Raw genomic sequence first — 14419 nt, forward strand, 5'->3', positions numbered from 1 at the left:
CACCGTGCCCGTTCCCGGCGACCGGAGCGTCCACGGGCGCCTGACCGTCGTCGGCAACCCGGACAACCGCCGGGTCCGGCTCTTCACCGAGGCGGCGACCGGGGCGGGACTGCCCCGACCGGCCGTACTGCCCTGGCGGGACCTGCTCACCGGCGCGACGCCGCCGCCGGCGGGCACGCTGGTGCGGGTCGACTCCCCCGGTGAGGACGCCGAGGTCGACCGGCTGCTGCGCGGGGCCGCCGAGCCGGCCCGGCACGGCGAGATCGTCGGGACGGCCGCCGCGCACGCCGGGCTGCGTCGGGCGCTGGACCGCCTCGCCTCCGGCGGGGCGACCCTGCTCAACCAGCCCGCCGACATCGTCACCATGTGCGACAAGCGGCGCTGCCACGCGGTGCTCGACGCCGCCGGGGTGCCGGTGCCGGCGGCGCTGGGCGAGGTCACCGGTTACGCCGACCTGCGCGCGGCGATGCGCCGGGCCGGCTGGTCGCGGGTGTTCGTCAAACCGGCACACGGCTCGTCGGCGTCCGGGGTGCTCGCCTTCGCGGCCGACAGGTCCCGGGTGGTCGCCACCACGCCGGTGGAGCGGGCCGAGGGGCGGCTGTTCAACTCGTTGCGGGTGCGTCGCTACACCGACGAGGCCGAGGTGGCGGAGATCGTCGACCGGCTCGCCCCGGACGCGCTGCACGTCGAGCGGTGGCTGCCCAAGGCGGGGCTGGGCGACCGGGTGGTGGACCTGCGGGTCGTGGTGGTGGCCGGGCGTCCCACCCACGCCGTGGTCCGGGCCGGGCGGGGGCCGATCACCAACCTGCACCTGGGCAACGCCCGGGGCGACCTGGCGGCGCTGCGCGCGGCGGCCGGTCCGACCAACTGGGCGGCGGCGATGGAGACCTGCGCGCGGGTGGCGGCGTGTTTCCCGGACACGCTGCACGTCGCCGTCGACCTGATGTTCCTGGTCGGCTGGGCCCGGCACGCCGTCGCCGAGGTCAACGCGTTCGGTGACCTGCTGCCCGGGGTGCTCGCCGACGGCCGGGACACCTACGCCACCCAGCTGCACGCGCTGCGCGGCGGCTGGCGTCCGGCCGGCAGCTCCGCCTCCACGCCGGGCGGCGGACGGCCAGCGGACGGCACGGCGGGCCCGCGGCCCGCGCCGGACGGCGGGGCGGCACGGGAGACGGCGTGCGCGACCTGATCGGCTCCCACGACCTGCTGCTGGTCACCCTGGACACGCTCCGCTTCGACGTGGCCGACGACCTGGTCCGCGCCGGGCGCACCCCGACGCTGGCCCGGGTGCTGCCGGGCGGGCGGTGGGAGCGGCGGCACAGCCCGGCCAGCTTCACCTACGCCGCCCACCACGCGTTCTTCGCCGGCTTCCTGCCCACCCCCACCGACCCCGGGCCGCACCAGCGGCTTTTCGCCGCCCGTTTCCCGGGCAGCGAGTCCGCCGGGACGAACACATGGGTGTTCGACGCGCCCGACCTGCCCACCGCGCTGCGCGCCGAGGGCTACCACACGGTCTGTGTCGGCGGGGTGGGCTTCTTCAACCTGCGCAGCCCGCTCGGGGCGGTGCTGCCCGGCCTCTTCGCCGAGGCGCACTGGGAGCCGGAGTTCGGGGTGACCGCACCCGACTGCCTGGACGCGCAGCTGGACCGGCTGACCGGGGTCGTCGACCGGGTGCCCACCGGCCGGCCGTTGTTCACCTTCCTCAACGTCGCCGCGCTGCACCAGCCGAACCGGCACTACCTGCCCGGCGCGACCGCCGACGACCGGGCCAGCCACGCCGCCGCGCTGGAGTACGTCGACAGCCGCCTGGACCGGCTCTTCGCGCTGGCCACCGCCCGTGGCCGTCCCACCTTCGTGATCCTCTGCTCGGACCACGGCACCGCCTACGGCGAGGACGGGCACACCGGCCACCGGATCGGCCACGACGTGGTCTGGACCGTGCCGTACGCCCACTTCACCCTTCACCCGGGAGACACGTGACCCTCGACGGCTCGCCCTACCAGGGCTACCTCTACGCGTACCCGCACAAGACCGCGTACCGGCCGCTGCGACCCCGGCCGCCGCTGCGGGAGGTCTGGGCGGCCCAGCCCCGCGACGCGCTCTTCCTCTACCTGCACCTGCCGTTCTGCGAGATGCGCTGCGGCTTCTGCAACCTGTTCACCCGGGCCAACCCGCCGGCCGAGCAGGTCGCGGCGTACCTGCGCCAGCTGCGTCGGCAGGCACGGCGGGTCCGCGACGCCCTCGGCGATGCCCGGTTCGTGCGGGCCGCGTTCGGCGGCGGCACCCCCACCTACCTGGAGGCCGGGGAGCTGACCGAGTTGTTCGACATCGCCGAGGAGACTGCCGGTGGGCCGCTGGCCGGGCTGCCGATCTCGGTGGAGACCTCCCCGGCGACCGCCACGCCGGACCGGCTCGCCGTGCTCGCCGAGCGGGGCGTCACCCGGGTCAGCATCGGGGTGCAGAGCTTCCTGGACGCCGAGTCCCGCGCCGCCGGCCGTCCGCAGCGCCGCGCCGAGGTCGACCGGGCCCTCGACGCGATCCGGGCCTCCGGCGCGCCGGTGCTCAACATCGACCTGATCTACGGCATCGACGGGCAGACCGCCGAGACCTGGCGGGTCAGCCTGGAGACCGCGCTGACCTGGCGGCCGGAGGAGCTGTACCTCTACCCGCTCTACGTCCGGCCGCTGACCGGGCTGGGCCGGCGGGCGCACACCCGCGCCGACTGGGACGCCGAACGGCTGGCCCGCTACACCGAGGCGGTGGAGCTGCTGGGCGCGGCCGGCTACCGGCAGGAGTCGATGCGGCAGTTCCGCCGCGCCGACGTGCCGACCCCGGAGGGCCCCGACTACTGCTGCCAGGACGACGGCATGGTCGGGCTGGGCTGCGGCGCCCGCTCGTACACCACCGCGCTGCACTACTCCTTCGACTACGCGGTCGGCGTCTCCGGGGTCCGGGCGGTGCTCGACGACTACCTCGCCCGGCCGGAGGAGGACTTCGACCACGCCGAGGTGGGCTACCACCTCGACGTCGCCGAGCAGCGACGACGCTGGCTGATCCAGTCCCTGCTGCGCGCCGAGGGCCTCGACCCGGTCGCGTACCGGAAACGGTTCGGCAGCGGGCCCGCCGACGACTTCCCGGAGCTGGCCGAGCTGACCCGGCGCGGCTGGGCGACCGACGACGGCAGCCGGCTCACCGCCGCCGGGCTGGCGCGCTCCGACGCGATCGGGACGTGGCTGGTCTCCGCGCCGGTCCGGCGGGCGATGGCGGGGTACGCGCTCCGGTGAACCTGTCGATCCTCTACCGGGGCCCGCTGGCCAGCTGCAACTACGACTGCCCGTACTGCCCGTTCGCGAAGCGGCACGACCCGCCGGAGCTGCTCCGCGCCGACCGGGCGGACCTGGCCCGGTTCACCGACTGGGTGGCGGCGACCGACGACGTCCGGCTGTCGGTGCTGTTCACCCCGTGGGGCGAGGGGCTGACCCGCAGCTGGTACCGCGAGGCCATGGTCCGGCTGTCCCACCTGGAGCACGTGGAGCGGGTGGCGATCCAGACCAACCTGGCCGCCCGGCCGGACTGGCTGGCCGAGGCCGACCCGGCGCGCGTGGCGCTGTGGACCACCTACCACCCCGGTCAGGTGACCCGGGAACGTTTCCTGGCCCGTTGTGACCGCCTCCGCGAGCTGGGGGTGCGCTTCTCGGTCGGAGTGGTCGGGTTCCCCGAGCACCTGGCCGAGGCGCGGGCGCTGCGCGCCGCCCTGCCCGACGAGGTCTATCTCTGGGTCAACGCCGCCGAAGGGCACCGGTACGACGCCGAGCAGGAGGCGGCCTGGACCGCGCTGGATCCGCTCTTCGGCTACAGCGTCCGCCCGCACCTGTCCCTGGGCCGCCCCTGCCACGCCGGGGAGACGGCGGTGTCGGTGAACGGTGACGGCACGGTCCGCCGCTGCCACTTCATCGCCGCGCCGATCGGCAACCTCTACGACGGCTCGTGGCGGGCCGCCCTGACCCCCCGGGCCTGCACCAACGCCGTCTGCGACTGCCACATCGGGTACGTGCACCTCAAGCCGCTCGGCCTGCGGGAGGTCTTCGCCGGCGGGGTGCTGGAACGCATCCCGGCCGGCTGGCCGCAGCGGTCCCGGTGACCGGGGAGGCACCCCGGGTTGCCTCGGTCTGCTACCTGTGTCGTCGTGTCGTCACCCGAACCGCTCGCCCGCACTGACGGACCGGCCGTACCCCGTCGGGTCCGTCGCCGCGTACCCTCGTCGCCGGTGTCGCCGCCCGTGCCCCGGCGGCTGCCCGGCGTGACCGGCGTCGCCGGTCGCCTGTCTTCCCGTCCCGGGCACGGTGCTCTCCTGGAGGCAGCCCGGTGAACGCCCACGACTGGCAGGTCTCCGGCTACACGCACCGCCGCGAACTCGGCTCGGGAGCGTCGGGTCGGGTGGTCCTCGCCGTACACGACGCCACCGGCACGCCCACCGCGATCAAGTACCTGATCGGGAAGGTCGGCGACGACCCCTCGTTCCGGGCCGCGTTCCGGGCCGAGGCGGAACTGCTCGCCGCGATCGACGACCCGCATGTCGCCCGCCTCTACGAGTACGTGGAGGCCCCCCACGGCGCGGCCATCGTGATGGAACTGGTCGACGGGGTCTCGCTACGCCAGATGCTGCGCGCGAACGGCCCCACCGAGCCGGAGTCCGCGCTGTACGTCCTCAAGGGTTCCCTGCTGGGGCTGCACGCCGCGCACACCCGAGGCGTGGTGCACCGCGACTACAAGCCGGAGAACGTGCTGGTCACCGCAGCCGGCGAGAGCAAGCTCGCCGACTTCGGGATCGCCATGCCGGTCGGGCGCGAGGCGGGCGCCTCGGTCACCGGCACGCCCCGCTACATGGCCCCGGAGCAGTGGCGCGGGGCGGCGGCCACCCCGGCGTCGGACATCTACGCCGCCACGGCGGTCTTCTTCGAGTGCCTGACCGGGCACGCCCCGTACAACGGGCCGGGCCTGATCGACCTGCGCGACCAGCACGCCCACGCGCCGATCCCGACCGACGCGGCCCCGCCGTCCGTCCACGACCTGATCCGGCAGGGCCTGGCCAAAGCGCCGGAGGAGCGCCCGCAGCCGGCCGCCACGTTCCTGGACTGGCTGGAGTCGGTCGCGGTCGGCGCGTACGGGCCGCAGTGGGAGGAGCGTGGCCGCAGCCGGCTGGCCGAACGGGCGGCGCTGCTGGCTCTGCTCTTCCCGTCCCACGAGCCGAGCGACGGCAGCACCGCCGTCGCCGCCACCGCGCTCGCCGACGACCGGGGACGGGCCTGGGGCTGGGGTCGCAAGGCCCTGGTCGCCGGAGGCGTGGCGGCACTGCTGGTGACCGGGGGCGTGGGCTACAGCTACGCCTCCCGCGACGAGCCGTCGGTCGAACTCGCGGTGGAACCGGGCCCGTCGGCCCCGGTCGTCGCGACACCGGCCGACGAACCCAAGGACCCCACGGACGACCCGACGACCCCCACGCCCACGCCGTCCCCGACGCCCACCACCACCCCGTCGGCCACCGTCGCGCCGACGGCGACCGTCAGCCGGACGCCCACGCCGACGCCGAGCCGGACCCCGACGGCGACGCCGAGTCCGCTGGCGAGCACCACCCCGCCCCCACCGCCGGACGTGACCGCCCCGACCCTCGAGGGCGTCGACGCCAGCCCCCGCACGATCGAGCCGGGCGGGTGCCCGTACGGCGCCAGGTCGACCACCGTCACCGCCACGGCCCGCGACGACCGCACCTCGCCCGGATCGCTGCGGGTGAGCTTCCGGTACACCGTCGGCGGGAAGACCTCGACCGTGTCGATGTCGTACACCCGCAGCGGCACCCACCGGGGCACCTTCGGCAACCTGCCGATGGACCCGACGACCCCCCGCATCCCGGTCGACGTCACCGCCACCGACGCCGCCGGCAACACCGCCGGGCCGGTCCGGGTGTACGTCTCCTTCCAGTCGTACTGCACCCCGGGCTGACCGCCGGTGCCCACTCCGTGTCGCAGCACGTCGCACCGCGCGACGCCCGGCGAGACCCCGACGACCACGGGAGGTCGTACCCGATGACCCAACCGACCCTGCCCACCGGGGCGCGCCTGGTGGGGCCGGCGCACGCCGGTGTCTGCGGGACGTGGTGGCGGGCACTGGCGCCGGACGGCACCGATCAGCTCGTCCTGCGGATCGCCACCCCCGACCCGGCGCTGGCGGACCGGGTGATCGTGGCGACCCGCGCGGTGGCCGCCCTGCGCCACGGCGGCCTGTTCGGCCCCGGGGACCCGATCCGACACAACGGCGCGCTGTGGCTGGTCGCCACCGGGGCGTCCGGCTCGACGCTGTCGGAACTGGCGGAGACCGAGGGCGTCGGTCTCGACGTCCCGGCGGTGGCGACCATCGCGGTGGAGACCGCCCGGACCCTCGTCGCGGTGCACGCCGCCGGTCTCGGCCACGGCGCGGTGCACGGCCGCACGGTGGTGGTCTCCGGTCTCGGCGCGGTGACGCTCACCGAGACGGCCCTGCTGCCGGCGCTGCACGGCGTGCCCGCGGACCCGGCGACGGACCGGCGGGCCTGGGCGGAACTGGTCCGCTGGCTGGTCGCCCGGTGGTGCGGCACGCAGCCCGGCGCCGACCTGCTGCTGCGCTGCGCCTCGCGTGGCGAGCAGGACCTGGCCCAGGCGGTACGGGAGCTGCGCGACACCCCGCTGCCGGTGGGATCCGACGGCCGGACCGGACTGCTCGCCGCCGTCACCGCCCACCGGCACCGGGCCACGTCCACCGAGGACCAGGGCGGGTCCGTGCCCACCGAGGCGTTCTCCGCTGGGGCCGTGGTCACGGAGGCGTGGCCCACCGCAGCCGTGGCCACGGAGTCGTTCTCCACCGCAGCCGTGCCCACCGAGGCGTTTCCCGGTGGGGCCGTCCCCACCGAGTCCTTCCCCACCGCAGCCGTGGCCACGGAGGCGTTCGCCACCGCCGGTCCGGGCGTCTCCCCGGGTGGGTCCACACCCACCGAGGCGTTCACGCTCGGCGGGTCGGCCGACGTGCTACCGGGCCAGGCCGACACGGCGCTGTCGATGCCGCCGCCGGTGGACCCGTTCGTGTCGACGCGGGTACCGACGCTCCTGCCCGACCAGCCGTCCCACACCGGCCGGACCTACCGGTCGGTGGAGTCGACGGTCACCGCCCCGCCCCCGGTGACCACCGATGCCACCGCCGCCGCCCCGGGCCCGACCACCGAGAGCTATCGGCCGACCGGACGGCCCAAGCCCGCCGGCCCGCCCCCTCTCCCCAGCACCGAGGTGCGCTTCGGACCGGGCGTACCCGGCGGGCCGCCGACGGCGCCCGGCTGGCAGCGCCCGCCAGCCCCGCCTCGCCGCTCCCGCTGGCGGTTGGTCGGCTCGGTCCTGTCGACGCTGCTCACCCTCGCCCTGCTGGTCGCGGTGGGGCTGCACCTCTGGCAACGGATGAGTCCGCTGGAGATCCGTTCGGTACGGGTGACCGTGGCCGAGCCGCCCGGCGAGCGTTGCGACGTGACCGTGGACGTGGTGGCGACCGTGGAGACCAACGGTCGGGCCGGCACCATCCGCTACCAGTGGCTGCGTGACGGTGCCGAACCGGGTGGCCTGCTCACCCAGCGGGTGTCCCGGGGCCAGCGGACGGTGACACTGCGCCTGAAGTGGGCGTTCAGCGGGACGGGCTCGACGACGGAGACCGCCGTCATCAACATCACCGACCCCACCCCCACCCAGGGACGGACGGTCTTCCGCTACCAGTGCCCGACCGGGTGATCAGCGCCGTGACCAGCGGGTCGTCCCGGTCCGGGAACGGCCCCGCCGGGTAGCGTGCCGCCTGTGACCCTGCGCACCTCTGGCACCCGGTGGGAATGCCAGGCCGCCGTCGGGATTTGGTCGCAGACATGAGCGCAAACGATCAGACAGGCGGTACCCGTTGAGCGTCACCATGGAGGCCGCGCCACCACCGACGGCGACCCCGGGCGAGCTGATGAGCCCGGGGCAGCGGCTCCGGCTCGTCCTGGTCCTCGGTTCTCTCATCGCGATCGGGCCGCTGACCATCGACATGTATCTACCGGCGCTGCCGTCGATCGTCGACGACCTGCAGACCACCTCGGCGGCGGTGCAACTCACTCTCACCGGCACGCTCGCCGGACTCGCGATCGGTCAGCTGGTGATCGGGCCGCTCTCCGACGCGCTGGGCCGCCGGACGCCACTGCTGGCCGGCACGGCGTTGCACGTGCTGGCGTCGCTGCTCTGCGTGGTGGCGCCCTCCGTGGAGGTGCTCGGCGCACTGCGGGTGTTGCAGGGTCTCGGCACGGCCGCGACCGCGGTCGTCGCGATGGCCGTCGTCCGTGACCTGTTCAGCGGGGCCGCGTTCGCCACCCTCTTCTCCCGGCTGATGCTGGTGATGGGTGCCGCGCCGATCCTCGCCCCCACCCTCGGCAGCGAGGTGCTGCGCTGGACCAGCTGGCGGGGGATCTTCGTGGTGCTCGCGATCTTCGGAGTGGCCCTGCTCGCCGTCGCCGCCTTCGGTCTGCGGGAGACCCTGCCGATGGCCCTGCGGCGGTCCGGCCGGATGATCGACACCCTGCGGACGTACGGGACGCTGCTGCGCGACCGCGTCTTCGTCGGGCTGGTACTGGTCGCGGGTCTCGCGATGGCGGCGCTGTTCGCGTACGTCGCCGGGTCGTCGTTCGTGCTCCAGGACCAGTACGGCCTCGACGAGCAGGAGTTCGGCCTGGCGTTCGGCGCGGGTGCGGTGGGTCTGATCCTGGCCACGCAGCTCAACGTGCGACTGCTGCGGCGGTACACCCCCCAGCGGATCCTGCTGGTCTCCCTCGGCGCCGGCACCGTGGCCGCGCTCGGGCTGCTCGTCTTCGCGGCCACCGGCCTCGGCGGGCTGCCCGCCCTGCTGGCCACCCTCTGGGTGGTGCTGGCGGCGGCCGGGCTGGCGATGCCGAACGCCCCCGCGCTGGCGCTGTCCCGGCACGGGGAGGCGGCCGGTACCGCGTCGGCGCTGCTCGGCGCGGTGCAGTTCGGCGTGGGCGCGGTCGCGGCACCGCTGGTGGGTGTGCTCGGTACCGGGGCCGTGGCGATGGCGCTGGTGGTGGCGGGTGGCATGGCCTGCGCGATGATCGTCCTGCTGGTCGTGGTCCGGCCGGCTCGCCTCGGCGCGCTCGGCGCTGCACCGGTGGCCGGTCCCGGGCACTGACCCGGGCCGCGCCGTCAGGTCGGTGGGCAGTGCCGGGCGGTGCCGGACGGAAGCGGTGCCGGCCGTGGGCGGTGCCGGCCGTGGGCGGTGCCGGGCGGGACAGCGGAGCGTCGCCCGCCACCGTCCGGCGCCGTTGTGCCAGGCTGTCCGCGTGGCTCAGCGACCTCTCCTCCTCATCGACGCCCCCAGCCTCTACTTCCGCGCGTACTTCGGCGTCCCGGAGTCCAGCGCGCGGACCGCCGACGGCAGCCCCGTCAACGCGGTGCGTGGCTTCCTCGACATGCTCGCCACACTGGTGCGGACCCGTCGGCCCGACCGGATGGTCTGCGCGCTCGATTACGACTGGCGACCGCAGTGGCGGGTGGCGCTGCTGCCGTCGTACAAGACGCACCGCCTCGCCCCCGAGGGTGAGGGGGAGGTGGTGCCCGACACGCTCGGCCCACAGGTGCCGGTGATCCTCGACGTGCTCGCCGCGATCGGCATCCCGGCGGTGGGCGCCGACGGCTACGAGGCCGACGACGTGCTCGGCACCCTCGCCACCACCCAGCCCGCACCGGTCGAGGTGGTCTCCGGGGACCGGGACCTGTTCCAGCTCGTCGACGACGCGCGACCGGTGCGGCTGCTGTACGTCGGCCGGGGCGTCGCGAAGCTGGAGGACTGCGACGACGCGGCGGTCCTGACCCGGTACGGCGTCCCCGCCGACCGGTACGCCGACTTCGCCGCGCTGCGCGGCGACCCCAGCGACGGCCTGCCCGGAGTGCCCGGCGTCGGGGAGAAGACCGCCGCCCGCCTGATCGAGCGGTACGGCAGCGTCAGCGGCATCCTCACCGTACTGGACGAGCCCGGCTCCGGCTTCGCCCCCGGCCTGCGGGCCAAGCTCGACGGGGCACGGGACTACCTGGCCGTGGCACCGACGGTGGTACGGGTGGCCCGGGACGTACCCCTCGGCCCGATCGCCACGGCGCTTCCGGCGGCTCCGGTCGACCCGGACCGGCTGCTGGAGTTGGCGGAACACTGGAACCTGGCCAGTCCGGTCCGGCGGTTGGTCGACGCCCTCGCCGACCAGCGCTGATCCGACCGGCGCTGGTCACCGGCACCCGCCCACCTACGCGCCCGCACCGCCTCCGCTGGGTGCCTGCAGGGGCCCCTTGCTCATCATTTCTGCCCTGTAGGGGACCCCTGCTACCACCCGAGCGTGCGCCACCCTGCTACCACCTCAGGCGTGCGCCCCGCGTGTGTGTGCGCCGGGGTCAGCGGGGGGAGTCGTCGCGGCGGCGCGGGAACGGGGTGCCGCCGGGCTGGCCGAGGGTGGTGCGGGCGGAGTGGGCGCGCAACCCGGCCGGGTCCGGGGGCGTGCCCGGTTCGGCGGTGGCCGGGAACGGCTCCCGCCGGGTGTCCAGGTATGCGGCGCCCGCCCGGTCCTCCTCGGTCGGGGCGGCCAGCAACGCGTAGACGAGGCCGACCACCACGAAGATCACCGCGAGCACGATCGGCACCAGGAGGGTGCTCACGCCGGCTCCGGAGAGTCGGCCCTGCCGGTCGTGCAGGTGCACGGAGAGGGCGCTCATCCCGGTGAAGTGCATCCCGTTGACCGCGACGCCCATCACCAGCGCCGACCCGACGAGGGCGAGCAGCCGGCGGACGGTCACCGCGAGCCAGAGCGCCACGGTGGCCGCCGCCACCGCGATCGCCACGGAGAGGACGACCCGGGTTCGGTCGTAGACGAGGTCTCCGTTGAGCCGCATGGCCGCCATGCCGGTGTAGTGCATGGCGGCGACCCCGGCCCCGGTGAAGACACCGCCGACGATGATCCGCACGGCGGAGAGGCGTCCGGTGCCGACGATGGCCAGACCGATGCCGACCGCCGCGACGGCGGTGACCGCGCTGGCCACGGTGAGCGGCACGTCGTACCGGATGCGTGTGCCCTCGACCCCGAAGCCGAGCATGGCCATGAAGTGCATGGTCCAGATGGCGGTCCCGCCGATCGCCCAGGCGGCCAGGATGCCCCACCAGGCCCGCTGGCCACCGGTGTGGGCGGTACGGATACGACCGGCGCAGATCAGCCCGAGGAACGAGCCGAGCACGGACAGCGCGTAGCTGAGCGCGGGCGTGATCCATCCGTACTCAAAGTGATTAATCGTTGCCACGAAGACCTTCTCCCCGGAAGCTCCACCGGCGCGTAGCGCGCGCTTGAGCAATGATCGGGGACGCCTCTAGCAGGCACGACAGCACCCCCCCGGGCAATTCGAGGGGTGCTGTGGCGGTGACCGTGCGATGCGTCGATTACCGCATCGCAATCACTTTCAGTTACGTCAGGCGGGAGCGTGGTACGCCAGGACACCCCGGTTGACCGCCGCGATGGCCTGTCGGGCGGTGGCGCGCAGCTCGGTCCTCGCCCCACCGGAGTCGGCGAGCTGCCCGAGCAGGTCGACCACCTGCCGGGCCCAACGGACGAAGTCCCCGGCCGGCATCTCGCCGTCGAGCTGATGGCCGCTGGCCAGCACCTTGGCCAGTGCCTCGCCCCGCGCCCAGCGGTAGATCGGCCAGACGAAGCCCAGGTCGGGTTCCCGGGTGACGTTGAGCCCCCGGCCCGCCTCGTCGGCCTCGATCTCGCTCCACAGCTTCAGCGTCGCGTCGACCGCGTCGACGATCGCGCCGCGCGGCACCGAGGCCCGCTCGTCGACGTCCCGCCGGGCCTCGAAGACCACCACCGACACCGCGGCGGCCAGTTCGGCCGGGGAGAGACCGTCCCAGACGCCCCGGCGCAGGCACTCGGCGACGAGCAGGTCCGCCTCGGTCCAGATCCGGGCCAGCATCCGGCCGGCGTCGGTGACCGACCCGTCGGCGGTGAGGTAGCCCCTGGCGGTGAGCAGCGCCACGATCCGGTCGAAGGTACGGGCCAGCGAGCCGGTCCGGCCGGACACCCGCTGGCGCAGTTCCTCGGTGTCGCGTTCCAGCCGGCGGCGGCGTTCCGCCCAGCGGGCGTGCTCCTCCCGCTCCGGGCAGGCGTGGCACGGGTGGCGGCGCAGTTCGGACCGGAGCTGGATGAGCCGGTTGTCCTCCCCCACCGCCTGCCGGGACCGGCCGCCGCGCCGTCCGCCGTGCCGGTCCAGGCCGGTGCCGCTGACCTCGGCGGCGAGGTCCCGCCGGGCCGCCGGGGAGCGGTGGTTGAAGTGCTTGGGCACCCGGATCCGGGCGAGCACCTCGGCCGGGGTGGTGAAGTCGGCGGCGCTGATCCGCCCCGCCCAGCGGTCCTGGGTGAGCACCAGCGGGCGGGGCTCGCCGAACCCGCCCGTCGCGGGATCGATCACGACCGCCAGGCCGGCCCGCCGCCCCGACGGCACCCGGATCACGTCGCCGACCCGCAGCCGCTCCAACGAGGCGATCGCGGTCGCCTTGCGCTGGGTCTGCCCCTGCCGGGCCAGCGAGCGCTCCCGGTCGCCGATGGCCACCCGCAGCGCGAAGTACTCGTCGAAGTCGCCCTGGTGGCAGACCGCCTCCGCGCCGTACGCCTCCATGGTCTCGGTGTTGCGCTGCACCTGGCGGGCCAGGCCGACCACCGAACGGTCCGCCTGGAACTGCGCGAACGACGACTCCAGCAGCGCCCGGGCCGGCTCCGCGCCGACGCTGCCGACCAGGTTCACCGCCATGTTGTACGACGGCCGGAAGCTGGACCGCAGCGGGTAGGTCCGGGTGGACGCGAGCCCGGCCACGTGCCGGGGGTCGGTCTCCGGCGACCAGACGACCACCGCATGGCCCTCGACGTCGATGCCCCGGCGGCCGGCGCGGCCGGTGAGCTGGGTGTACTCCCCCGGGGTCAGGTCGACGTGGGCCTCGCCGTTGTACTTGACCAACCGTTCCAGCACCACGCAGCGGGCCGGCATGTTGATGCCCAGGGCGAGGGTCTCGGTGGCGAACACCGCCTTGACCAGACCGCGGACGAACAGCTCCTCGACGACCTCCTTGAAGGCCGGCAGCATGCCCGCGTGGTGGGCGGCGAGACCGCGCTCCAACCCGTCGAGCCACTCCCAGTAGCCGAGGACGGAGAGGTCCTCGCCGGGGATGGCGGTGACCCGGCTCTCCACCACCCGGCGGATCTCCGCGCGTTCCTCGGGCGAGGTGAGCCGCAGCCCGGCGGCGAGGCACTGCTGCACCGCCGCGTCGCAGCCGGCCCGGCTGAAGATGAACAGGATCGCCGGGAGCAGACCCTCGCGGTCCAGCCGGTCGACGATGTCCGGCCGCAGCGGACCCCGCCACCGGGGGCCGCGCCGCCGGTCCGGGCCGACCCCGCGCACCTCGCCCAGTTCGAGTCGGCGCAGCGTGTCGCGGGTGTAGCGGAGCAGCTCGGGGTGGACGTCGTGCTTGCGGGCCGCGTCGGCGTCGTGGAACAGGTCGAACATCCGCTTGCCGACCAGCATGTGCTGCCACAGCGGGACCGGCCGGTGCTCGCTGACCACCACGGCGGTCTCACCCCGGACGGTGACCAGCCAGTCGGCGAACTCCTCGGCGTTGGAGACGGTCGCCGAGAGGGAGACCAGGGTGACCGACGCGGGCAGGTGGATGATCACCTCTTCCCAGACCCCGCCCCGGAAGCGGTCGGCGAGATAGTGCACCTCGTCCATCACCACGTACGCCAGGCCGTCGAGAGTGGCCGACCCGGCGTAGAGCATGTTCCGCAGCACCTCGGTGGTCATCACCACCACGGGGGCGTCGCCGTTGATCGCGTTGTCGCCGGTGAGCAGGCCGACGTGCGCGGCGCCGTACCGGTCGACCAGGTCGTGGTACTTCTGGTTCGACAGCGCCTTGATCGGGGTGGTGTAGAAGCACTTGCGCCGGGGTCCGTCGGCCGTCACCGGCCGGTCGGGAGTGCCGCGCAGCGCCAGGTGCACGGCGAACTCGCCGACCACGGTCTTGCCGGCACCCGTCGGGGCGCAGACCAGCACCCCGCTGCCCCGTTCCAGGGCCTGACACGCCTCGCGCTGGAAGTCGTCGAGGTCGAATCCCAGGTCGAGGGCGAACTCGTCCAGGGCCGGGAAGAGGGTGGCCTGCGCGGCCCGGCGGCGCGCCGCGGCGTACCGCTCGGCGGGACTCGACATGCCACCAAGATTAATGCGTCCCCGCCCGGCCCACCCGTCAAGGCCGCCAGCGCATCCGCACGGTCCTCCGGCGGGCCCGGCAT

Annotated in this window: 10 protein-coding genes; 8 read left to right on the forward strand and 2 right to left on the reverse strand. The window is 74.7% G+C overall.

Annotated elements, in window-relative coordinates:
• Positions 1-4 precede the first annotated feature (4 nt).
• From IGA62_RS29220 to IGA62_RS29255, 8 genes are all read left to right on the forward strand, one after another.
• Complete coding sequence (locus IGA62_RS29220) at positions 5-1189, forward strand: STM4014 family protein (protein WP_190289234.1); 1185 nt, start codon at positions 5-7, stop codon at positions 1187-1189.
• The gene (locus IGA62_RS29225; RefSeq protein WP_186500245.1) at positions 1177-1980 is read left to right on the forward strand and encodes an STM4013/SEN3800 family hydrolase; all 804 of its coding nucleotides are present in this window, start codon (positions 1177-1179) and stop codon (positions 1978-1980) included. Before IGA62_RS29220 ends, IGA62_RS29225 begins: the two co-directional genes overlap by 13 nt.
• On the forward strand, positions 1977-3284 hold the full coding sequence (locus IGA62_RS29230; protein ID WP_186500243.1) for an STM4012 family radical SAM protein: 1308 nt from the start codon (positions 1977-1979) through the stop codon (positions 3282-3284). The genes IGA62_RS29225 and IGA62_RS29230 overlap by 4 nt, the downstream gene beginning before the upstream one ends.
• Positions 3281-4141: an STM4011 family radical SAM protein gene (locus IGA62_RS29235; RefSeq protein WP_145817425.1), complete on the forward strand. Its 861-nt coding sequence runs from the start codon at positions 3281-3283 to the stop codon at positions 4139-4141. The genes IGA62_RS29230 and IGA62_RS29235 overlap by 4 nt, the downstream gene beginning before the upstream one ends.
• Positions 4142-4365: 224 nt before the next feature.
• Entirely contained in the window at positions 4366-6000 is a 1635-nt protein-coding gene (locus IGA62_RS29240; RefSeq protein ID WP_145817423.1) for a serine/threonine-protein kinase, read from the forward strand.
• An 83-nt stretch (positions 6001-6083) separates the two neighbouring features.
• Positions 6084-7802, forward strand: coding sequence for a hypothetical protein (locus IGA62_RS30460; protein WP_232624819.1), 1719 nt, complete (start codon positions 6084-6086; stop codon positions 7800-7802).
• A gap of 214 nt (positions 7803-8016) precedes the next feature.
• A complete protein-coding gene (locus IGA62_RS29250; RefSeq protein WP_145821923.1) occupies positions 8017-9240 on the forward strand; it encodes a multidrug effflux MFS transporter in 1224 nt (407 codons plus the stop codon).
• A 151-nt stretch (positions 9241-9391) separates the two neighbouring features.
• Positions 9392-10312: a 5'-3' exonuclease gene (locus tag IGA62_RS29255; protein WP_145817421.1), complete on the forward strand. Its 921-nt coding sequence runs from the start codon at positions 9392-9394 to the stop codon at positions 10310-10312.
• A gap of 178 nt (positions 10313-10490) precedes the next feature.
• Here IGA62_RS29255 and IGA62_RS29260 read toward each other — a convergent pair whose 3' ends face one another.
• Both IGA62_RS29260 and IGA62_RS29265 read right to left on the reverse strand, forming a co-directional pair.
• The gene (locus IGA62_RS29260; protein WP_145817419.1) at positions 10491-11387 is read right to left on the reverse strand and encodes an MHYT domain-containing protein; all 897 of its coding nucleotides are present in this window, start codon (positions 11385-11387) and stop codon (positions 10491-10493) included.
• 165 nt (positions 11388-11552) lie between these two features.
• Positions 11553-14336 (reverse strand): DEAD/DEAH box helicase, encoded by a 2784-nt coding sequence (locus IGA62_RS29265; RefSeq protein WP_190289235.1) that lies wholly within the window; start codon positions 14334-14336, stop codon positions 11553-11555.
• Between the last annotated feature and the right edge of the window lie 83 nt (positions 14337-14419).

The sequence above is a fragment of the Micromonospora sagamiensis genome, from assembly GCF_014680085.1.
GTDB lineage: Bacteria > Actinomycetota > Actinomycetes > Mycobacteriales > Micromonosporaceae > Micromonospora > Micromonospora inyonensis.

Coding starts and splice junctions, on each gene's coding strand:
- IGA62_RS29250 (WP_145821923.1), top strand. CDS start 8,017: ATGAGCCCGGGGCAGCGGCTCCGGCTCGTCCTGGTCCTCGGTTCTCTC.
- IGA62_RS29265 (WP_190289235.1), bottom strand. CDS start 14,336: ATGTCGAGTCCCGCCGAGCGGTACGCCGCGGCGCGCCGCCGGGCCGCG.
- IGA62_RS30460 (WP_232624819.1), top strand. CDS start 6,084: ATGACCCAACCGACCCTGCCCACCGGGGCGCGCCTGGTGGGGCCGGCG.